19 protein-coding genes are annotated in these 20,277 nt (G+C 68.1%); 9 read left to right on the top strand and 10 right to left on the bottom strand.

Translation table 11 applies throughout. From position 1 onward, the window contains the following. Positions 1–1,086: aldehyde dehydrogenase (locus PMI02_RS18200; protein WP_007685498.1), on the bottom strand; the 1,086-nt coding region annotated here is incomplete at its 3' end. Positions 1,087–1,338: 252 nt separating this feature from the next. On the opposite strand from PMI02_RS18200, the gene PMI02_RS18195 reads away from it, so the two are divergent. The 3 genes from PMI02_RS18195 (at position 1,339) to PMI02_RS18185 (ending at position 4,347) form a co-directional block, all read left to right on the top strand. Then, complete coding sequence (locus tag PMI02_RS18195) at positions 1,339–2,064, top strand: FCD domain-containing protein (RefSeq protein WP_007685496.1); 726 nt, start codon at positions 1,339–1,341, stop codon at positions 2,062–2,064. Positions 2,065–2,104: 40 nt separating this feature from the next. Continuing rightward, positions 2,105–2,506, top strand: coding sequence for a metallopeptidase family protein (locus tag PMI02_RS18190; RefSeq protein WP_007685494.1), 402 nt, complete (start codon positions 2,105–2,107; stop codon positions 2,504–2,506). A 74-nt stretch (positions 2,507–2,580) separates the two neighbouring features. Next, the gene (locus PMI02_RS18185) at positions 2,581–4,347 is read left to right on the top strand and encodes a bifunctional UDP-sugar hydrolase/5'-nucleotidase (RefSeq protein ID WP_007685492.1); all 1,767 of its coding nucleotides are present in this window, start codon (positions 2,581–2,583) and stop codon (positions 4,345–4,347) included. Between the two features lie 39 nt (positions 4,348–4,386). On the opposite strand, the gene PMI02_RS18180 is transcribed toward PMI02_RS18185, so the two are convergent. From PMI02_RS18180 to lgt, 4 genes are read right to left on the bottom strand one after another with little or no spacing between them, the layout of a single operon-like run. After that, positions 4,387–4,899 (bottom strand): DUF2306 domain-containing protein, encoded by a 513-nt coding sequence (locus tag PMI02_RS18180; RefSeq protein WP_007685490.1) that lies wholly within the window; start codon positions 4,897–4,899, stop codon positions 4,387–4,389. Continuing rightward, on the bottom strand, positions 4,899–5,498 hold the full coding sequence (locus PMI02_RS18175; protein WP_007685489.1) for a TMEM175 family protein: 600 nt from the start codon (positions 5,496–5,498) through the stop codon (positions 4,899–4,901). Before PMI02_RS18175 ends, PMI02_RS18180 begins: the two co-directional genes overlap by 1 nt. Continuing rightward, the gene (locus tag PMI02_RS18170) at positions 5,498–6,547 is read right to left on the bottom strand and encodes a class I SAM-dependent methyltransferase (RefSeq protein WP_007685487.1); all 1,050 of its coding nucleotides are present in this window, start codon (positions 6,545–6,547) and stop codon (positions 5,498–5,500) included. Before PMI02_RS18170 ends, PMI02_RS18175 begins: the two co-directional genes overlap by 1 nt. Before the next feature lie 13 nt (positions 6,548–6,560). Continuing rightward, positions 6,561–7,460 (bottom strand): prolipoprotein diacylglyceryl transferase, encoded by a 900-nt coding sequence (lgt, locus tag PMI02_RS18165; protein WP_007685486.1) that lies wholly within the window; start codon positions 7,458–7,460, stop codon positions 6,561–6,563. A 188-nt stretch (positions 7,461–7,648) separates the two neighbouring features. On the opposite strand from lgt, the gene PMI02_RS18160 reads away from it, so the two are divergent. From PMI02_RS18160 to PMI02_RS18150, 3 genes are all read left to right on the top strand, one after another. After that, positions 7,649–10,402: a [protein-PII] uridylyltransferase gene (locus PMI02_RS18160; protein ID WP_007685485.1), complete on the top strand. Its 2,754-nt coding sequence runs from the start codon at positions 7,649–7,651 to the stop codon at positions 10,400–10,402. Positions 10,403–10,675: 273 nt separating this feature from the next. Then, complete coding sequence (locus PMI02_RS18155; RefSeq protein WP_007685484.1) at positions 10,676–11,821, top strand: patatin-like phospholipase family protein; 1,146 nt, start codon at positions 10,676–10,678, stop codon at positions 11,819–11,821. Positions 11,822–11,845: 24 nt separating this feature from the next. After that, the gene (locus PMI02_RS18150; RefSeq protein ID WP_007685483.1) at positions 11,846–12,625 is read left to right on the top strand and encodes a 3-hydroxybutyrate dehydrogenase; all 780 of its coding nucleotides are present in this window, start codon (positions 11,846–11,848) and stop codon (positions 12,623–12,625) included. 46 nt (positions 12,626–12,671) lie between these two features. Here PMI02_RS18150 and PMI02_RS18145 read toward each other — a convergent pair whose 3' ends face one another. The 4 genes from PMI02_RS18145 to ubiA all read right to left on the bottom strand — a co-directional run bounded on the left by PMI02_RS18145 (position 12,672) and on the right by ubiA (position 16,258). After that, entirely contained in the window at positions 12,672–13,700 is a 1,029-nt protein-coding gene (locus tag PMI02_RS18145) for an aspartate-semialdehyde dehydrogenase (RefSeq protein ID WP_007685482.1), read from the bottom strand. Positions 13,701–13,799: 99 nt separating this feature from the next. Beyond that, positions 13,800–13,958 carry a hypothetical protein gene (locus PMI02_RS27265; protein ID WP_157222583.1) on the bottom strand — a complete coding sequence of 53 codons (159 nt, stop codon included), beginning with the start codon at positions 13,956–13,958 and terminating at the stop codon, positions 13,800–13,802. Next, positions 13,955–15,295 (bottom strand): glutamate--tRNA ligase, encoded by a 1,341-nt coding sequence (gene gltX / locus PMI02_RS18140; RefSeq protein WP_007685480.1) that lies wholly within the window; start codon positions 15,293–15,295, stop codon positions 13,955–13,957. Before gltX ends, PMI02_RS27265 begins: the two co-directional genes overlap by 4 nt. A 48-nt stretch (positions 15,296–15,343) precedes the next feature. Next, positions 15,344–16,258, bottom strand: a complete 915-nt coding sequence (gene ubiA / locus PMI02_RS18135) for a 4-hydroxybenzoate octaprenyltransferase (RefSeq protein WP_007685478.1) — start codon at positions 16,256–16,258, stop codon at positions 15,344–15,346. A 142-nt stretch (positions 16,259–16,400) separates the two neighbouring features. Between ubiA and PMI02_RS18130 the strand changes: the two genes are divergently transcribed. The 3 genes from PMI02_RS18130 (at position 16,401) to PMI02_RS18120 (ending at position 18,911) form a co-directional block, all read left to right on the top strand. After that, a complete protein-coding gene (locus PMI02_RS18130) occupies positions 16,401–17,159 on the top strand; it encodes a 16S rRNA (uracil(1498)-N(3))-methyltransferase (RefSeq protein WP_007685476.1) in 759 nt (252 codons plus the stop codon). 77 nt (positions 17,160–17,236) lie between these two features. Beyond that, the gene (locus tag PMI02_RS18125) at positions 17,237–18,610 is read left to right on the top strand and encodes a glutamate--cysteine ligase (protein ID WP_007685474.1); all 1,374 of its coding nucleotides are present in this window, start codon (positions 17,237–17,239) and stop codon (positions 18,608–18,610) included. Position 18,611: 1 nt separating this feature from the next. Further along, positions 18,612–18,911: a putative quinol monooxygenase gene (locus PMI02_RS18120; RefSeq protein ID WP_007685473.1), complete on the top strand. Its 300-nt coding sequence runs from the start codon at positions 18,612–18,614 to the stop codon at positions 18,909–18,911. Here the strand turns inward: PMI02_RS18120 and PMI02_RS18115 are convergent, their stop codons facing one another. Continuing rightward, entirely contained in the window at positions 18,912–20,255 is a 1,344-nt protein-coding gene (locus tag PMI02_RS18115) for an isoprenylcysteine carboxylmethyltransferase family protein (RefSeq protein WP_007685471.1), read from the bottom strand. Positions 20,256–20,277: the final 22 nt, after the last annotated feature.

Genomic DNA, 20,277 nt, shown 5'->3' with positions numbered 1-20,277 from the left:
CCGCTCGCCGCCGCAGACGAGGCGGGCTCCGTCGGCCACGCCGCCGTCGACCATGCCCTGTATGCGGGTGAGCGCGGCCTCGGAGATGACCGGGCCCATGATCGTATCCATCGCCAGCGGATCGCCGACCTTGATGTAGCCGGCCATCGCGCCGAGCATCTGCACGTAGGGCTCGTAGATAGACCGCTCGACCAGCAGGCGCGTGCCGTTGACGCAGCCCTGCCCGTTGGCGCTGACGGCGCCCGACAGCCCGCGCTTGGCGGCGGCCTGGAGGTCAGCGTCGGCGAAGACCAGCACCGCCGACTTGCCGCCCAGTTCCAGCCCCACGGGCTTCAGGCTCTCCGCCGCGCTGGCGAGGATCTTGCGCGCGGTCCCGCCAGAGCCGATGAACTCGATCTTGCCGATGCCGGGGTGCGAAACCATCGCCGCGCCCACGTCCGGGCCGCCGGTGACGAGGTTGACCACGCCCGGCGGGAAGCCCGCCTGGCCGATGATCTCGACCAGCTTCATCAGCGAGAACGGGGCGTTCTCGGGCGCCTTCAGCACCACGCAGTTGCCGGCGGCGAGCGCCGGGGCCATGCACATCGTCGCAGCGAACAAAGGGCCGTTCCAGGGCACGATCAGGCCGACGACGCCGTAGGGCTCGTAGCTCACGTAGTCGTGCGCCGGGCCGCCCCAGGTGGAGACGGTGCGGCCCTCGATCTTGTCCGCCCAGCCGCCGAAGTAGCGGAACTTCTGCGCGGCGTCGGCGCTCATGTGCGGGCCGGCGAGCACGATCGAGCCGTTCTCGATCGAGAGCAGCGGGGTCATTTCCGCCGCCTTCTCCTCGATCAGCGCGGCGAGGCGGAACATGAGGTCGCGGCGCTTGTCGCCCGGCAGCGCGCGCCACGCGGGCGCGGCGGCCTTCGCGGCGGCGACGGCGCGGTCGACGTCGTCGGCATTGGCGAGGCGGAAGCTGGTCGTGACTTCGGCGGTGCCGGGATAGACGTGCTCGAACGCCTCGCCGCTGCCGCCCGCCTCGGCGGTCTCGCCGATCACGAGCGCGCGGCCGGGCAAGGCCGACCGATCCGGTGTGAGAAATGCCATCGAATTGCTCCCGTCCCAAAAACGCGGACCTTCGCTGCGCTCCAACTTCGTCATCCCTGCGAAGGCGGGGACCCAACTGATGACGGTGCGACCTGAGGCAGCATCAGATGGGTTCCCGCCTTCGCGGGAATGACGAGAGGGCCGTTCAGCGGCGATCCGTCTTGAGCGGCAGTTTATGTGCGTCTAAATAGCAGGGCAACGGACTTGAATTGCATTTTCGAGCGCCGAGATGGCAAGGTATGACCTTATTATATGCCTATAATTGAAACCGCGCCCGAACCCCGGGTCCGCCGCCGGCGCGGCGTCAACCTCGTCGCTGCCACCACCGAGGTGCTGCGCGAGCGTATCTTCGCCGCCGAGCCCGGCGCGCTGATCGGTTCGCTCCACGCGCTCGCCCGCAGCCTGGAGGTCGGCATCGTGACGCTGCAGCAGGCGGCGCGCGTGCTCGAGCACGAGGGCTTGCTGGAGGTCCGGCGCGGGCCCGGCGGCGGCTACTACGGCGCGCGGCCTGACGATGCCTCGCTCGAACGCGCCTTCGACGCCTACCTGCGCGTCCATCCCACGACCTGGGAGGAGGCGCTGGACATGACCTCGCTGCTGTTCAACGAACTGGTCGCCGCCGCCGCCGGATGCGCCGACACCGCGCTGCGCGCCCAGCTCGGCGCCATGGGCGAGCGGATCGAGCACTGCGTCACCGAGGGCGATCTCGGCGCGTTCGAGTTCGAGTTCCAGGAACTGCTGTTCCGCATGGTCCGCCGCCCGCTGTTCGAAATGCTCACCCGCGTCACCCTGCACTACGCCACCACCCGCCCCGGCGCGCCGGTCCATGCGCTCGACCACGATCTCGCCGGGTGGAAGGCGGGGCGCCGCCGCATCATCGCCGCGATCCTCGCACGCGACGGTGCGCTCGCCCGCTTCGAGGCGGACCGCAGCAACCGCGCGGTGATCCTGCGGCATCTGGCCTCGGCGCGGGGGTGATGCGTTTACACGGCCCCCCCATCGGTGCCACAACCGCGCCATGACCCGCCGCTTCGGAACCCCCCCCTCACCCGCCGACTTCGAGGCGCTCGCCCACGCGGCCTTCGCGCGCATCCCCGCGCCGTTCGCCCAGCATCTGGAAGGCATCACGGTCCACGTCGAGGAATTCGCCGACGAGCAAACCCTGCGCGAGATGGAGATCGAGGACCCGTTCCAGCTCACCGGGCTCTACCATGGCCGCTCGATGGACATCGATTCGGTGTGGATCTCAGGCGAGCTGCCGCCGCGCATCACGCTCTACCGCCAGCCGCTGCTCGCCGAGTGGTGCGAGACCGAGGTGGCGCTGGAGGACCTCGTCGCTCATGTCGTCATCCACGAGGTCGGTCACCACTTCGGCCTGTCGGACGAGGACATGCACGCGCTGGAGGACGGGGTGCGCTGATTGGGCCGGTCATATCACCAAGCTGACGGAATTGGACCTTTGAACGTCACCTTTCCTTGCGATAGAGCCGGGCCATGACCACTGCGCACTTCCGGGGCCTCCCGCTCCTCGCCGTCTCCCTGCTCGCCGCCTGCGCAGCGCCGCAGGCCACCCACCCGATTACCGCCACGCCCGCAGCTTCCGGCCCGGTCGAGGTCGGCATCATCGGCATCAACGACTTCCATGGCGCGCTCGAGCCGCCGGGCCAGTCGGTCAACGTGAAGCAGGCCGACGGCACCCTGCTGCCGGTTCCGGCAGGCGGCGGCGCATGGCTGGCCTCGGCGGTCGATTCGATCAAGGCGCGCCACGCGAACAATGTCGTGGTGGCGGCAGGCGACCTCACCAGCGCCTCGCAGCTGGCCTCCTCGCTCTATCTCGACGAGCCGGCGGTGGGCGTGATGAACCGCGTGGGCGTGGAATTCAACGCGGTGGGCAACCATGAATTCGACCGCGGCTGGAAGGAACTCCAGCGCCTGCAGAACGGCGGATGCGAGAAGACGGGACGGCTGCGGCCCTGCCAGCTCGAGCAGTTCGCGGGCGCCCAGTACAAGTATCTGTCCGCCGCCACCTTCAAGGCCGACGGCACCACGCTGTTCCCGGCAACCGGGCTCAAGACCTTCGGGTCGGGCGCGAACAAGGTGACGATCGGGTTCGTCGGCCTCTCGCTCAAGTCGGTGCCGACGCTGGTTTCGCCGGATCAGGTCGCCGGGCTCACCTTCGGCGACGAGGCCGAGGCGATCAACAAGGCGATCCCCGTGCTCAGGGCCGAGGGCGCCGACGCGGTGGTCGTGCTGATCCACCAGGGCGGCAAGACCCCGGTGGGCGACCCCAACGGCTGCGCCGACTTCGCGGGCGACATCACTCCGATCCTCGACCACCTGGCGCCCGGCGTCGACGTCGTGGTCTCGGGCCACACGCACTGGTCCTATGTCTGCGACTACAAGCCGGCGAACGGCAATGCGCCGATCCTGCTGACGAGCGCGGGCGTCTACGGCGAACTGGTCACCGACATCACGCTCAAGATCGATCCCTCAGCGCACCGCGTGATCTCGAAGGCGGCGCACAACGTCATCGTCCAGTCGACGCCCTACAAGGCCACGCGCGGCGACATCGCCAATACCGACGCCTTCCCCCGCTTCGAGCCGCGCGCCGACGTGGCGGCCTACGTCAAGCAGTACAAGGACGCCTCGCTGTCGCTGGTGGCGCGGCCGGTGGGCAAGATCGTGGGGGCGGCCGCCAAGAGCGACGGCGAGGAATCAGGCACCGGCGGTTCGCTGGGCAACCTCATCGCCGACGGCCAGCTCGCCGCCACCCGCGTGGTGGGCGCGCAGGTCTCGTTCACCAACCCCTTCGGCATCCGCGCCTCGCTGGTGCCTGCCGCCGATGGCACCGTCACCTTCGGCCAGCTCTACGCCGTCCAGCCGTTCAACAACGAGCTGGTGACGATGACGCTCACCGGCGACCAGCTTCGCGCCGTGATCGAGGAGGGGCTGGACGACAACGGCCCCAAGCAGGTCCTGTCGCCCTCCGCCGGGCTGATGTTCCGCTACGACATGACCCGCCCGTCCGGCAGCCGCATCAAAACGCTTACCCTCGACGGCAAGCCGGTTGCGGGACGCGCGAGCTACCGCGTGAGCGTGGTCAACTTCCTCGCAGAGGGGGGCGACGGCTACACCACATTCACCAAGGGCACCGACCGGGTCCGCGGCGCCATCGACATCGAGGCGTTCGAGGACTGGATCAAGGCCGTGCCGGTCCGTCAGGTCCCGCAGGAGAACCGGGCGGTGCAGGTGGGGAAGTAAGGCAACGCGGGTTCGTCTCCGGTGCGGCCAGAGCCGAACTCAGCTGAACAGCCAGTGCCCCAGCAGCCGGTCGAACGGGAAGGTGAAGAACCCCGCGATCAGCAGCGCCCCGATGATGAGCCCGCGCACGGTGCGCCGATGGCGCGCGACGTTGCGGCGGCGCGCGGTGACGACCAGCAGCGGCACGAGCACCAGGGTCGCCACCGAAAGCACGTGGATCGGGCTGAAATGGCCTGGCCGGCTGGTCGTCACGAACAGGCTGTCGAGCGCGGTCAAGAACATCGCGCCCGACCAGACGTAGCCGATCCGGCGGTGAGCGAGCGTCCCGCGCGGACGCCAGAGCAGCACCGGGGTCAGCGCGAGCGCCAGCATGATCGTCGCGAGGTGCAGCCAGATCACGCCGGGAATCTGCGGCCAGTCGGGCATGCCCTTGACCAGCGCGGCGATGATGAAGCCGAGCATGACCAGCGCCAGCCCGCCCAGCGCGCGCTCCAGCCGGTCGGGCGCCGTGGAATAGGCGACGCCGCTGACGGCCCCTGTCGCCGACGCCATCAGCCCTTGCCCTTACGATGGAACAGCATGCGCCAGAGCGGGATCGTCACCATCCCGCACTGGCTGATCTGCGGGATGACGAAGGTCAGCGCCACGCTCAGCGCAGCTGCCGCGATCACGCTCGGCGAGCCGGTGCGGCCTTCGTTCGGGATGGCCGCGTCGGGGCTGAAGCGTTCCACCCGCGCCATCAGCAGCCAGGCGGTCAGCCCGGCGACCAGCAGATTGAGATTGTAGCACAGCGCCGGCACGAACCCGTTCCGACCTGCCGCCATGAACGCGGTGGTGAAGGGCATAAACGCGATCGCCAGCAGGTAGAGCATGTTGGGCCAGACCAGCCGGACGTCGAAATGAGCGACGCGGCCGAAGATCTGGTGATGCGACAGCCAGAAGCGCCCGATCACCATGAAGCTCAGCAGGAAGGCGAGGAGGCTGGGCACCAGTTCGCCCAGCGCCTCCCAATATTCCGCCGGCGGCGCGCCGGGGTGGAGGTGCGGCACCTCGATTTCGAGGACCAGCAGGGTGATGGCGATGGCGAAGACGGCGTCGGAGAAGAACACGAGGCGCTCCAGCCCGAGTCCCTTGACCTCGTGGCCGGCCATCAGAAGCCGGCTCCATCCGGCCACGCCGGCGCGGCCAGGCCCATTACCTTGAACAAAGTCCCCATCTGCCCCTCGTCGACAAGTCGATCCCTGGCGGCGAGTATTGCAGAAGATTGCTGGGGCGCAACGGCGGAAAGCTGGGCGGCACGCATGTCGATGCCGAGCGCGCGCAGGAAGCTACCTTGCGTGACGGTGCCGAGGTGGCGCGCCCCGCCCGCCAGCGCGACTTCGGCCATGGCGGCGAAATCGACGAGGCAGGTTAGGTCCGCCTCTCCCGGGGAGGTGAAGGGGTCGACCTTGGCGTGGTCCTTCAGCGCCTGCAGGGTCGAGCCGGTCTGCGGCGCGGCGTGGCCGTAGTCGATCAGCAGCGCCGCGCCGCCTTGCCTGGCCAGCCGCCGGCCAATCTCGTCGACCACGGCGGCGGCGCCGGGGCAGGTCTCGATCAGGGTCTGGTCGGGCGCTTCCTTGAGGTTTTCGGGGACGGCGGCGTCCATCGGCTTGTCGCCCGCGACGGGGAGGAACTTGCCGTCCTGGAAATCCACCATCCGCTCGCGCCAGCCGTGCGGGGTCTTCACCAGCTGGCGGACGGGAAGCGCGTCGAGGAATTCGTTGCCGACGATGAGCAGCGGCGCATCGGTGGGAAGCGCGGCGAGATCGTCGTGCCACTGCGCCTCCGGCACCGCCTCGCGCTGAAGGGCGCGCAGCGCTTCCGAGCCCTCGACGAAGTGGACCTGCGGGTCCAGTCCCTGCCGCTTCATCGCCCGCAGCGCGTCACGCGCGAGGGTCCCGCGTCCGGGGCCCAACTCTACGTAGTGGACCGGGGAGGGGCTGCCCGCGCGCACCCAGATGTCGACCAGCCACAGGCCGATCAGCTCGCCGAACATCTGGCTGATCTCGGGCGCGGTGATGAAGTCGCCGCCGCTGCCGAGCGGGTCCTTGCCCGCGTAGTAGCGGGCGTTCGATTCGCCCATGTAATGCTGCAGCGTGATCGGCCCGAAGCGGGCGATCAGGCGCTGGAAGATGCTTCCGAGCGATTCGCCTTCCGCCACGGCGCGCGCGTCCTCAGGTGATCTCGATCGGCCGGCGCGTCGACAGCGCCGGGCGGGCGAGCGCTCGGGCGACGAGGAACAGGCCGAGCAGGATCAGCGGAATGGTCAGCCACTGCCCCATCGACAGTCCGGTCGACTGCGCGAACTGCGCCAGCTGCTTGTCGGGTTCGCGGAAGAATTCGACGGTGAAGCGCGCCGCCGCGATGCCGGCGGTGAAGACGCCGACCAGCAGGCCCGGACGGAACCGCGCTCGGGTCTTCCAGAACAGCAGCAGCATGACGATCACCATCAGCAGACCTTCCAGCCCCGCCTCGTAGAGCTGGCTGGGGTGGCGCGGCAGCTGGTCCGGCGCGTCGGGGAAGACCATCGCCCAGGGCACGTAGCCAGTGACCACGCGGCCCCACAGCTCGCCGTTGACGAAGTTGGCGAGGCGCCCGAACAACATGCCGAAGGGCACGCAGACCGCGATGTAGTCGGCCACCCGGATGAAGTTCAGCTTGTTGCGCCACGAGACCCAGGCCAGCGCCAGCAGTACGCCGATCAGGCCGCCGTGGAAGCTCATGCCGCCGTGCCACAGCTTCACGAGGTCCGCCGGATTGGCCCAGAGGCTGGGGATGTTCGAACTGCCGCCGGTGTAGAACGTGGCGTATCCCAGGCGCCCGCCCAGGATGATGCCCAGCGTGCAGTAGAAGAACAGGTCGTCCGCGTGGCGCTGCGCCAGCGGTGCGCCGGGCGACTTGATCATGCGCGAGAGGTGCCAGTAGCCCAGCATGATCCCGGCGAGATAGGCCAGCGAATACCAGCGCAGCTCGAAGCTGCCGATGCGGAACAGGTAGTTCTTGAGGCCGAGGTTGACCCAGTAGATGGGCTCGTGCGCCTCTGCCGCGGCTGCGGCGAGCAGTGTCAGGGACAAGTCGTGGACCTCGCGTGCTTCATGTCCGGACGCTCTCGGGAGGGGCGCCTTGAATGGCCGGCCTTCTGGCATAGCCCGGTACGCGATGGTAGCCGGCAATTCATATCTCTGCGCCATAATCGCAGAGGATGCGCAGATCGCGTCCTGTCGGCTTTTCCTCGGGGCCGGCAGTGTCTAGATGCAGGGGCATGAGCAGCGTGATCCGTATCCCCTCCCCGCGTTCCGTGATCGACCGGCGCGACCTTGTCGAACGCATCGACGCCGCCGTCGCCGAGCACGGCGGCATCAAGGGCCGCAAGGCGATCGTCGAGCTGCTGCGGGCCGCGCTGGAGAACGGCCGCGCCGAGATCGCGCGCCGCCTGATCGAGAAGCCGTCCGCCGGACACGAGGTCGCCGAGGCGCAGGCCTTCCTGGTAGACCAGCTGATCCGCGTCATCCACGACCACATCTGCCTCAACGTCTACCCTGCGGGGAACCGGTCGAAGGGCGAGCGGCTGACGATCATGGCGGTGGGCGGCTACGGGCGGGGCGAGATGGCGCCGCATTCGGACGTCGACATCGCCTTCCTCACCCCGATCAAGCAGACGCCGTGGTGCGAGCAGGTGATCGAGGCGATGCTCTACTTCATGTGGGACCTGGCGCTGAAGGTCGGCCATTCCAGCCGCTCCCTCGACGACATGGTGCGCATGTCGAAATCGGACCTGACGATCCGCACCGCGATGCTGGAAGGCCGCTACGTCTGGGGCGACCAGGACCTCTACGAGGAGGCGCGGGTGCGCTTCTTCAAGGACGTGGTCTCGGGCACCGAGCGGCAGTTCGTGGTCGAGAAGCTGGCCGAGCGCGAAGCACGCCACAAACGCATGGGCGATACCCGCTACGTCGTCGAGCCCAACATCAAGGAGGGCAAGGGCGGCCTGCGCGACCTGCACACGCTCTACTGGATCGGCAAGTACATCCACCAGGTCCGCGCGCCGTCCGAACTGGTCGACGTCGGCCTGCTGACGCACCGGGAATACCGCGCCTTCCGCCGCGCCGAGAACTTCTTCTGGGCGGTGCGCTGCCACCTCCACACGATCACCCGCCGCGCCGAGGACCGCCTGACCTTCGACATGCAGCGCGAAGTGGCGACGCGGATGAACTTCTCCGACCGCCCCGGCAAAAGCTCGGTCGAGCGGTTCATGCAGATGTTCTTCCTGCAGGCGAAGGTCGTCGGCAACCTGACGGGCGTGTTCCTCGCCCAGCTCGACGAGCAGTTCGCCAAGCGCCAGCCGCGCGGACTCCTGGCGGGCTTCCGCGCCAAGGAGCGCCTGCTCAAGGGCTACAAGGTCTTCGGCGGCCGGCTCAAGGCGCCTTCGGACGACTGGTTCGCCAATGATCCGGTCCGCATGATCGAGATTTTCGTGCTGGCCGACCGCGAGCATCTGGAAATCCACCCCGAGACGCTGCGCCTGATCTCCCGTGATGCCGTGCTGATCCGCGACGAGGTGCGCCGCGACAAGCGCGCCAACGAGCTGTTCATGGAACTGCTCACCAGCCGCAACAATCCCGAAGTCGCGCTGCGCAGCTTCAACGAGGCGGGGGTGTTCGGGCGCTTCGTGACCGAGTTCGGCCGCGTCAACGCACAGATGCAGTTCGACATGTACCACCACTACACGGTCGACGAACACACCATCCGCGCCATCGGCCTGCTCTCGCGCATCGAGAAGGGCGAACTGCGCGAGGACCATCCGCTCGCGCACGAGGTGATCCACAAGGTCCGCTCGCGCCGCGCCCTCTACGTCGCGACCCTGCTGCACGACATCGCCAAGGGGCGGCAGGGCGACCATTCGGTGCTTGGCGCCGAGATCGCCTGCAAGCTCGGCCCGCGCTTCGGGCTGGACGAGGAGGAGACCGAGCTGGTTGCCTGGCTGGTGCGCCAGCACCTGCTGCTCTCCGCCACCGCGATGAAGCGCGACCTTTCCGACGGCAAGACCATCACCGACTTCGTCGAAGTGGTGCAGTCGGTCGACCGCCTGCGCCAGTTGACCGTGCTCACCATCGTCGACATCCGCGCGGTGGGGCCCGGCACCTGGAACTCGTGGAAGCGCCAGCTGATCGCCACGCTATACGGCGCCGCCGAGGAGCGCCTGCGGCTCGGCCATGCCGAGTTCGGCCGCCCCAACCGCGTCGCCGCCAAGAAGGCCGCGGTCGAGGCGATGGGCGGGGAGTACCCGGCGCTGATCGAGAAGGTCGGCGGCAAGCTGGGCGATGCCTACTGGATCGCGGAGCCCGAGGACGTGATCGCCCGCAACCTCGTCGAACTCGACGCGGCGGACGACGAGCCGCTCTCGATCTTCACCGAATACTATCCGGCGCGCGGCGCCACGCTGGTGACGGTGATCGCCTCCGACCATCCGGGCCTGTTCTACCGCATCGCGGGGGGCATCCACCTTGCGGGCGGCAACATCATCGACGCGCGGATCCACACCACGCGCACCGGCCGCGCGGTCGACAACTTCCTGATCCAGGACCCGCTCGGCCGCCCGTTCATGGAGGCTAGCCAGCTGGAACGCCTCTCGACCTCGATCGAGAACGCGCTGGCGAACCGGATCAAGATCCTGCCCCAGCTCAACGCCCGCCCCGACGCCCGGCCTCGCGCCGACGCCTTCGAAGTGCGGCCCCGCGTGCTGTTCGACAACAAGGCGTCGAACCGCTTCACCGTGGTCGAAGTCAACTCGCGCGACCGGCCCGCGCTGCTCAACCGGCTGGCGCATGCGCTGTTCGAATCCAAGCTCATGGTCCACTCCGCCCACATCGCCACTTACGGCGAACGCGCGGCGGATACGTTCTACGTGACCGACCTGCTCGGCGAAAAACTGACCGCGACGCCGCGGCTCAAGGCACTGGAGCGCCGGTTGCTCGAAGCCGCGAGCGATCCGGCGGATGCGGTGGTCGCGGCCTGACGGGGCGGCTCCTGGCCGGGAGCCGCTCGCCCGCGGGGCTGGCGCGAAGAGGCCGGGCACTGCGCGATTTTCCTACACGGCAAAGCCTTGCTACGTTCGCGCAGGTTCTTTCCAATCGTCGAAACCCGCCCGGCCCCGCCCCTTCGTGGACGGCCGCGCGCGCATGTACTTCATGAACTAACCTTCACAAACTATGAGTTGAAACCCCGGCCGAACGCCCCCAACTGTTGCGCTGCAGCATATGGGGACAAAACTTTGGTACAAAGTTCTTCCGTGACCCGCCCGCACTCCGACTCCAACCTCCGCCCGCAATCCGTCCTCGTCCTCCAGGGCGGCGGCGCGCTGGGCGCCTACCAGGCCGGGGTCTACGAGGCGCTCGCGCAGGAGGACGCCCTGCCCGACTGGGTCGCCGGCATCTCGATCGGAGCGGTCAACGCCGCGATCATCGCCGGCAACGCCCCCGAAGACCGCGTGAAGGCGCTGCGCCGGTTCTGGAATCACGTCTCCTCGGAACTGCCCTACAAGCTCGACGAACCCCTCGGCTTCGCCCGCCGCACCTTCAACGAGGCCGCCGCGCAGTGGGTCGCCATGTTCGGCATCCCCGGTTTCTTCAGCCCGCGCATTCCCATGCCGATGCCCGAATGGCCCGCCGACCTCGGCCGCCTGAGCTACTACGACACCAGCCCCCTGCGCCGGACGCTTCTGGAACTGGTCGATTTCGAGCGGCTCAACCGCACCGACATGCGCTTCAGCGTCGGCGCCGTGAACATGCTCAACGGCAACTTCGCCTATTTCGACAACACCAAGCGCACGATCGGACCGGAGCACGTCATGGCCAGCGGCGCCCTGCCTCCGGGCTTCCCCCCGGTAGAGATCGACGGCGAATGGTACTGGGACGGCGGCCTCGTCTCCAACACGCCGCTGCAATACGTGCTCGACAACCGCCCGCCGAGCGAGATGACGGTCTACCAGGTCGACCTGTTCTCCTCGCGCGGCATGATCCCGCGCACGATGGCCGACGTCTCGCAGCGCGAGAAGGACATCCGCTTCTCCAGTCGCACCCGCCTCGGCACCGACCAGTCGAAGCAGCTCCAGAAGATGCGCGCCGCCGCCAAGCGCCTCGCCGAGCGGCTGCCCGCGGAGTACCGAAACGACCCCGACCTCGCCCGCCTGCTCGACTGCCGCCCCGCCGGCGCGGTCGCGGTGATGCACCTCATCAACCGGCCCGAGGACTACGAGACCAATTCCAAGGACTACGAGTTCTCGCGGATGACGGTGGACGAGCACTGGGCCACCGGCCACGCCGACGCGCTGCGCTCGCTCGAACATCCCGACTGGCTGGACCGCCGCTTGAAGCCCGACGAGATCGTCACCTTCGACCTCGCCGGGCTCAAGCCGGAAAAACCGCTAACCGCCTGACCAACACCGCATCGGAGTACAAGCATGAAGCTTCAGGACAAGGTCTGCATCGTCACCGGCGCCGCCAGCGGCATCGGCAAGGCCATCGCCGATACATACGCAGGCGAAGGCGGCAAGGTCGTCATCGCTGACCTCAATCTCGAAGCCGCGCAGAAGGCCGCCGACGACATCGTCGCCAAGGGCGGCCAGGCGATGGCGGTGGCGATGGACGTGACCAGCGAGGAGCAGGTGAACGCGGGCGTCGCCAAAGTCGTCGAGGCCTGGGGCACGGTCGACGTGCTGGTCTCCAACGCCGGTATCCAGATCGTGAACCCCGTCGAGAACTACGCCTTCTCCGACTGGAAGAAGATGCTGGCGATCCACCTCGACGGCGCCTTCCTGACCTCGAAGGCGGTGCTGCCGCACATGTATGCGCAGGGATCCGGCTCGATCATCTTCATGGGCTCGGTCCACTCCAAGGAGGCCAGCCCGCTCAAGAGCGCCTACGTCACCGCCAAGCACGGACTGCTCGGCCTCAGCCGCGTGATCGCCAAGGAAGGCGGCCGGAAGGGCGTGCGCACCAACGTGATCTGCCCCGGCTTCGTGCGCACACCGCTCGTGGACAAGCAGATCCCCGAGCAGGCGAAGGAACTGAACATCTCCGAAGACGAGGTCGTAAAGAAGGTCATGCTCGGCCAGACTGTCGACGGTGAGTTCACCACGGTCGAGGACATCGCCGAAGTTGCTCTGTTCTTCGCCGGTTTCCCCACCAATGCGCTGACCGGCCAGTCGCTGGTGGCAAGCCACGGGTGGTTCATGGAGTGAGGTAGCGCGCCGCCCCCGGATCGCCCCGGGGGCAGCGCCGTTACACTCAGCCGAGCAGCACTTCGGCGATCTGCACCGCGTTCAGCGCCGCCCCCTTGCGCAGGTTGTCGCTCGCGACGAACAGCGCGAGGCCGGACCCGACGGTGGGATCGCGGCGCACGCGGCCGACGAAGACCGGGTCCTTGCCGGTCGCATCCAGCGGGTTGGGCACTTCGGTCACCACCACGCCCGGCGCCGAGCCCAGCAGTTCCAGCGCGCGCTCGACGCTGATCGGACGCTCGAACTCGGCGTTGATCGACAGCGAGTGGCCGGTGAACACCGGCACGCGCACGCAGGTGCCCGAGACCGGCAGGGCCGGGATATCGAGGATCTTGCGGCTCTCGTCGCGCAGCTTGATCTCTTCCTCGGTGTAGCCATCCTCGGCGTAGACATAGTTCAGCGGCACCACGTTGTGCGCGATCGGCACGGCCCACTTTTCGGCCTTGGGCAGCAGGTTCTCATGGCCCCCAGTCGCCAGTTCGCGGGCGTCGTTGCCGACATGGGCGATCTGGCCGGCGAGGACCTCGATGCCCTCAAGCCCGCCGCCCGAGACCGCCTGGTAGGTCGAGACGACGAGCTTCTTCAGCCCCGCCTCGTCATGGAGCGGGCGCAGGACCGGCATCGCTGCCATGGTGGTGCAGTTGGGGTTGGCGATGATGCCCTTGGGTAGGTGTTCAAGCGCTTCCGGGTTCACCTCCGCGACGACCAGCGGCACGTCCGGGTCCGAACGCCAGGCCGAGCTGTTGTCGATCACGATGGCCCCTGAGGCGGCAACCTTGGGCGCCAGTTCCTTCGAGGTCGAACCGCCTGCCGAGAACAGCACGACGTCGAGGCCGGAGTAATCGGCGGTCGCCGCATCCTCGACCACCACGCCGTCGAGTTCCTTGCCTGCCGAGCGAGCCGACGCGAACAGGCGCAGGGATGAGAGCGGGAAATTGCGCTCGGCGAGGATTTCGCGAATCATCGAGCCGACGAGCCCGGTCGCGCCGACGACGCCGACGTTAAGCTTCTGACCGGGGGCGAACTTTGCAACCATGACTATGCTTCTCCTATCGAGGGGAGCAGCGCGAGGTTGTTGTTTTCGAAAGTGAAAAGCCCCGCCTGCCGTATGCGGGGTCGATGTCCGGGTGGTGCCTTAGATCACGCACACCACCGACACCGACCGCGCGATGGCAGTCGGTTTCGGCGCGGTAATAATGATCGGCTTGGCGAACATGCCCGCGCCACTAGCGGCAAGCGCGCGCAGTGTAAATGGGCATTTTGTTGCGCCAGCTTTGTCGTACACCCCGGTCAAGCCGGGGACGATGCAGCGGCAAGCCTCTCCGCCGCCGCCTCGCGCCCGATCAGCGGGAGCAGCGAGGCCATGTCCGGCCCGTGGTCCATGCCGGTGAGCGCCTGGCGCAGCGGCAGGAACAAGGCCTTGCCCTTGCGATCCGTCGCTTCCTTCAGCGCCGCCGTCAGCGCCTTCCACACGCCCTCATCCCATTCGAGCGAGGCCAGCACATCCGCCGCCTGCGCACAGAAGGCCCGGTCCTCGTCGGTGAGGTCCGGCACGGCTACCGGCCCTGTGACGACCTGCCACCAGTCCTGCACTTCGGCCACGCGGGCGAGATTGGGACGCACGGCCTCCCACGCCGCCCCGTCCATGCCTTCGGGCAGGCGCGCGCGCACCGCCTCGAAGGGCAGCGCATGGACCACCGCCGCGTTGACGCGCTCCAATTCCGCCTCGTCGAACCGCGCCGGTGCGCGCCCGAAACGGGAAAGGTCGAAGCTCGCCGCCAGTTCCTCCAGGCCGAGCGAGGCGTCCACCGGATCGCTCGTCCCCAGCCGCCCGAGCAGGGCCACCAGCGCCTGCGGTTCGATGCCCACCTCGCGCAGTTCGGCCAGTCCCAGCGAGCCGAGGCGCTTCGACAGCTTGCCCTCGCTCCCCACCAGCAGCGCCTCGTGCGCGAAGGCCGGGACCGGGGCGCCGAGCGCAGTGAACATCTGCACCTGCGTGGCGGTGTTCGAGACGTGATCCTCGCCGCGCAGGATCTGGGTCACGCCCATCGCGATGTCGTCGATGACCGAGGGCAGCATGTAGAGCCAAGAGCCGTCGGCGCGGCGGATGACGGGGTCGCTCACCTGGGCGGCGTCGAACTTCTGCGGGCCGCGGATGCCGTCGATCCACTCAATCGGTTCATCACGTTCAAGCATGAAGCGCCAGTGCGGGAGATCGCCGGCCGCGATCTTCGCCGCCTTCTCGTCCTCGCTCAGGGCCAGCGCGGCTCGGTCGTAGATAGGCGGTAGCCCGCGCCCGAGCAGGACCTTGCGCCCCAGTTCCAGCTCCCGCGGCGTTTCCCAGCACGGATAGACCCGGCCCTCCGCCTCGAGGCGCGCGAACGCCTCCTCGTAGATGGCGAAGCGGGCCGACTGGCGCTCCTCCCCCTCGGCGTCGAGGCCCAGCCAGGCAAGGTCGGCGCGGATCGCCTCGACGTATTCCTCGCGGCTGCGCGCGGCGTCGGTGTCGTCGATGCGCAGCAGGAACCGGCCCCCTGCCTGCTTCGCGAGCAGGAAGTTGTGCAGCGCGGTACGAATGTTGCCGACGTGAAGGTGCCCGGTGGGCGACGGCGCGAAGCGGGTTACGGTCATGGCCTGCGCGTTACGGCGCGGCGGGGGTCAGGTCAATTTTGCGCTAGCTCACACGATGCCGGCGTTGCCCACGACCCAGCAGGCCAGCGCCATGACGAGGCCGGCGTCGCGATTGGAGCGGAACCGTGCCAGCGCATTGTCCCCGTCGTCGGGGTCGAGAGTCGCGACCTGAAACCCCAGATGCAGCGCCATCGGGGCGAGAGCCACGAGCGCCACCCAATCCGGACGCATCGTCCAGAACGCCAGCGCCCACAGCGCCAGCGCCAGCACGTAGAACCCGCCGACCCCGGCGCGTACCCGCGTGCCCATCCGCAGCGCCGAGGAGCGGATGCCGACCAGCGCGTCATCCTCGCGGTCCTGCAAGGCGTAGATCGTGTCGTAGCCGATGCACCAGGCGATCGAGCCGGCGTAGAGCGCGGCCAGCGCCTCAATATGGTCGCTGCGAATTTCCACCCAGCCGACCAGCGCGCCCCAGGTGAACACCATGCCCAGCCACGCCTGCGGCCACCAGGTAATGCGCTTCATGAAGGGATAGCCCGCTACCAGCAGCACGCTGCCCAGCGCGACCAGTTGCGCTTGCGGCCGAAGTTGCAGCAGGACCACAAGCCCGATGACGCAGAGGATCGCAAGCCAGGTCCACGCGGCGCCGCGACTCACTCGCCCGCTTGCAACGGGGCGGAGCGCGGTGCGCGCGACACGGCGGTCGAGGTCTGCATCGACGATATCGTTGTAGACGCAGCCCGCGCCGCGCATCGCAATCGAGCCCAGCAGCATCCACAGCACGAGGTCCCAACGTTTTTCGCCGCCGGCGAGCATCACGCCCCAGGCGCAGGGCCAGAACAGCAGCCACCACCCGATCGGCCGGTCGAAGCGCGCCAGCATGGCGAAGTCGCGCAGGCGCGGCGGCAGGAGCGAAACCAGGCCGCGATGCTGACTGTCTGGAACAAGCGAAGGTTGGGTCACGCATCGAGGCCTAGTCCATCGCGGCGATTGTGTCATCCCGAACGTGATTCGTGCACACTTCGCCGCCGCCGTTGCATCCCCAGTACGATCGAGCGACAAGGGCCGCTCCGCCCCCGACGACCCTGAGAAAGTTCGCAAAGTCATGCCCGCCACTCCCGCCTGGCCGCCACGCTCGGCCCCGCGCCTGTTCGTTCCCGGGCCGCTGACCGAAGGCGGCGAGATCACGCTGGAGGGCCAACAGGCACACTATCTCGGCAAGGTCATGCGCGTGGCTGTGGGCGACGCGGTGGTCGCCTGCGACGACATGACCGGCGAATGGGCCTGCGAGGTGGTCTCGGCCGGCAAGCGCGACGTCGTGCTCGCCGCCCGCCAACGCCTGCGGTCTCGCGAGGACGTGCCCGACTTCGTGCTCTGCGCCGCCCTGCTCAAGAAACCGAATTTCGACCTGGTGCTGGAAAAGGCGACCGAACTGGGGGCTGCCGCCGTCCAGCCCGTCGTCACCCGCCGCTGCGTGGCCGACAAGCTGAACCCCGAGCGCGCGCTTACGATCGTTACCGAAGCCGCCGAGCAATGCGCCCGTACCGCCCTGCCCCGTGTCGAGCCGGTCACGAAACTGGATTCGCTCCTGCGTGACTGGCCGCACGACCGTGCCCTGTTCTTCGCCGACGAGCAGGGCGGCGAGCCCGCCGCCGCCGCCTTCACCGCCCATTCCGGCCCCGCCGCGCTCCTGGTCGGCCCCGAAGGCGGCTTCGACGAGGAGGAGCGCGCCCTGATCCGCGCCCATCCGCAGGCCCGCGCCATCACGCTCGGCCCGCGCATCCTGCGGGCGGAAACGGCCTGCATTTCGGCCGTGGGACTGTGGATGGCGGTCTCCGGCGACTGGTCGGCGCCGCATTCTTAACGACCGATCGGTACAAAAAGACCAGCCGGTACAAAAAGTTCTAGCGTCTCCCCTCGCAGCGCACTAATTCCGCCGCCATGAGCACCCGTGAGGTTTCGGATCGCGAAGATCCGGTGGTCGAAAGCCTGGATCAACTCGCCGCGCCGATGGCAGCGGGCGAAAAGCCGCGTGAGGCGTGGCGGATCGGGACCGAACACGAGAAGTTCGTCTACGACACCGCTGACCACCACGCCCCGTCCTACGACGAGCCCGGCGGCATCCGTGATCTGCTGAACAACCTCACCGAATTCGGCTGGGAGCCCATCATCGAGGGCGGCAACGTCATCGCCATGAAGGGCTCTGACGGCAACGTCAGCCTTGAACCGGCCGGACAGCTGGAACTCTCCGGCGCTCCGCTGGAGACGCTTCACGAAACCTGCGCCGAAACCGGCCGCCACCTCGCCCAGGTCAAGGCCATCGGCGAACGCATCGGCAAGGCCTACCTCGGGCTCGGCATGTGGCCGGACAAGACCCGCGAAGAGCTGCCGATCATGCCCAAGGGCCGATACGAGATCATGCTGCGGCACATGCCGCGCGTGGGCTCGATGGGCCTCGACATGATGCTGCGCACCTGCACCATCCAGGTCAACCTCGACTATTCTAGCGAAGCCGACATGGTGAAAAAGTTCCGCACGTCCCTCGCCCTGCAGCCGCTGGCGACCGCGCTGTTCGCCAATTCGCCCTTCACGGAAGGGCAGCCCAACGGCTATCTTTCCTACCGCAGCCATATCTGGTCGGACACCGATCCGCAGCGCACCGGCATGCTGCCCTTCGTGTTCGAGGACGGCTTCGGCTACGAGCGCTACGTCGACTACATGCTCGACGTGCCGATGTACTTCGTGTTCCGCGACGGCAAGTACATCGACGCTGCCGGGCTGTCGTTCCGCGACTTCCTCAAGGGCGAGCTTTCGGTCCTTCCGGGCGAACTGCCCCGCCTGTCCGACTGGACCGACCACCTCTCGACCGCCTTCCCCGAAGTGCGCCTCAAGTCCTTCCTCGAGATGCGCGGCGCCGATGGCGGCCCGTGGGGCCGGATCTGTGCGCTACCGGCGCTCTGGGTCGGTCTACTGTACGACCAGGGCGCGCTCGACGCCGCCTGGGACCTCGTCAAGGACTGGGACATGGAAGGCCGCGAGGCGTTGCGCTCCGCCGCACCGAAGCTCGGCCTCGATTCGCCGATCCCCGGCGGCGGCACCCTGCGCGACATCGCGGCGCAGGTGGTCGACATCTCCCGATCGGGCCTGGCCGCTCGTGGCAAACTCAATGCCAGCGGCGAGAACGAGACCGGCTATCTCGAGCCGCTTGCCGAGATCGTGAAGACCGGCAAGGTGCCGGCGCAGCGCCTGCTCGACCTGTACAATGGGGAGTGGGGCGGGGACCTGTCGCGGATCTACGCGGTGAAGAGCTTCTGACATGATCCGGGTCACTGGCGAGTTCCGGCTGCCGGCCGAATCGCTGGGAGCGGCCACGGAGCCGATGGCGCGTGTCATCGCCGCATCGCGCGTGGAGCCGGGGTGCCTGGGCTATGCCTATGCGCAGGACGTGCTCGAGCCCGGACTGTTCCGCGTCATGGAAAGCTGGACCGATCGCGCCGCCCTCGATGCCCATTTCACCCGGCCGCACATGAAGCGCTGGCAGGAAGAGCGCGCCGCCCTGGGACTGACGGGGCGCACGGTCAGCGCCCATGTCGTAGGCGCCAGCGAAGTCCTCTGATCAGCGAGCCTGCCCGCGAAGTGGGAACAGACGACCACCGAGGCGTGTCAGTGACCGCGTGATCAGGGCGTTCTCGCCCATCCACGCATGGTACTGGCGGTACTTCGGGTCCTCGGCCAGCAGGTGCGCTTCCTCGGTCCGGGCGCGCCAGTAATAGATGCCGCTGACCACTCCGAGCAGCACCGTATTGCGCACCGCGTCGGTCCACGACCCGTTGGTGACGAAGAACGGCAGCGTCGAGGTCCACCAGAACAGATTTTTCGACAGGTAGGCCGGGTGGCGAGTAAAGCGGTAGGGGCCGTTGGTCAGGATGCCGCGGTAGGTGAGGTTCGAGAAGCGCAGGCCGAAAGCGAAGGTCGCCCAGGCGTAGATGCCGGTCAGCACCACCATCATCCCGGCCCAGGCCCACAGCAACCAGTCGTGTCCCGCCAGCCAGTAAGCCCATCCGCCGGTGTGGACCTCGTAGCCCAGCACGTCGGCGCGGCCCATGGTGCCCCACACGAACGGCGGATAGCAGATCAGCGCGGTGACCCAACCGGCGAGCAGCGGGTTGCCGCTACGGATGTGCGCGTCGAGCGGGCGGAAGGTAAACAGGTAGCCGACTGCGCCGATCTGCACGTCGATGAGGAACAGCGCCTCGATCAGCATGGAGCCGAGGGCGACCGGGTCCCTGGCAATGGCGGCGAAGTCGGCCTCCACCACATTGCCGAAGCCGCCGGGCAGGATCGAGATCATGAAGGCGCCGAAGAAGCCCTTGATGGCCCAGGCGCGCCAGTGCTTCTTCACCTCGGCGGAGTCCCAGGCGCCGCCTCCGACGACCAGCGCGCCGAAGTGCCAGGACGAATCGCGCGGCTCCACCATGATGCCGTCGAGCCACAGGACGTAGGGGATCGACAGGACGAACAGCGGCACGGCCGCCGCGCCGAGCACCTGCATGGCGAAGAGGTACTGGCCGTCCCAGTACCAGCGGCAGATGCAGTAAAAGCAGGCGATCGCGGCCCAGGTCGCCCAGAGACCGGCGATCTTGGTGATCGACACGTCGAGCGTCTCGGAGAGCGCACGGCGCCGCGACCAGTCGATGCCGGTGGAGGGGCGGCGGTGAACCTTGTCGACCAGCAGCGACCATGCGCTCATGGCCCCGCCGGTGAGGAACAGTGTCGCGACGGCAGCGTAAGGCCCGCTCAGCGGCGCGCGAGGGCCCGGAAGGGAAAGTGCCTCGGCGATGGCCGCCCAGTTGCGGCAGACCAGCAGCCAGACCACCAGCGCAGCCACTCCGGACAGGCCGACCCCCGCAGAGACGTCGCTGGCGGGCCGGTGTTCGAGAGTGGTCGGGGCATGGTTCATGCGGCGCGGCCTAACCGCAATT

The organism is Novosphingobium sp. AP12, assembly GCF_000281975.1.
Lineage (GTDB): Bacteria > Pseudomonadota > Alphaproteobacteria > Sphingomonadales > Sphingomonadaceae > Novosphingobium.
Note: the sequence above shows the minus strand (reverse complement) of the source record. Positions and strands in the feature narration are given on the sequence as shown.

What these genes read in the sequence shown, in the direction of transcription:
- PMI02_RS18195 (WP_007685496.1), top strand. Translation starts at nt 1,339, where the DNA reads ATGCCTATAATTGAAACCGCGCCCGAACCCCGGGTCCGCCGCCGGCGC.
- PMI02_RS18190 (WP_007685494.1), top strand. Translation starts at nt 2,105, where the DNA reads ATGACCCGCCGCTTCGGAACCCCCCCCTCACCCGCCGACTTCGAGGCG.
- PMI02_RS18185 (WP_007685492.1), top strand. Translation starts at nt 2,581, where the DNA reads ATGACCACTGCGCACTTCCGGGGCCTCCCGCTCCTCGCCGTCTCCCTG.
- PMI02_RS18180 (WP_007685490.1), bottom strand. Translation starts at nt 4,899, where the DNA reads ATGGCGTCGGCGACAGGGGCCGTCAGCGGCGTCGCCTATTCCACGGCG.
- PMI02_RS18175 (WP_007685489.1), bottom strand. Translation starts at nt 5,498, where the DNA reads ATGGCCGGCCACGAGGTCAAGGGACTCGGGCTGGAGCGCCTCGTGTTC.
- PMI02_RS18160 (WP_007685485.1), top strand. Translation starts at nt 7,649, where the DNA reads ATGAGCAGCGTGATCCGTATCCCCTCCCCGCGTTCCGTGATCGACCGG.
- PMI02_RS18150 (WP_007685483.1), top strand. Translation starts at nt 11,846, where the DNA reads ATGAAGCTTCAGGACAAGGTCTGCATCGTCACCGGCGCCGCCAGCGGC.
- PMI02_RS18145 (WP_007685482.1), bottom strand. Translation starts at nt 13,700, where the DNA reads ATGGTTGCAAAGTTCGCCCCCGGTCAGAAGCTTAACGTCGGCGTCGTC.
- gltX (WP_007685480.1), bottom strand. Translation starts at nt 15,295, where the DNA reads ATGACCGTAACCCGCTTCGCGCCGTCGCCCACCGGGCACCTTCACGTC.
- PMI02_RS18130 (WP_007685476.1), top strand. Translation starts at nt 16,401, where the DNA reads ATGCCCGCCACTCCCGCCTGGCCGCCACGCTCGGCCCCGCGCCTGTTC.
- PMI02_RS18125 (WP_007685474.1), top strand. Translation starts at nt 17,237, where the DNA reads ATGAGCACCCGTGAGGTTTCGGATCGCGAAGATCCGGTGGTCGAAAGC.
- PMI02_RS18120 (WP_007685473.1), top strand. Translation starts at nt 18,612, where the DNA reads ATGATCCGGGTCACTGGCGAGTTCCGGCTGCCGGCCGAATCGCTGGGA.
- PMI02_RS18115 (WP_007685471.1), bottom strand. Translation starts at nt 20,255, where the DNA reads ATGAACCATGCCCCGACCACTCTCGAACACCGGCCCGCCAGCGACGTC.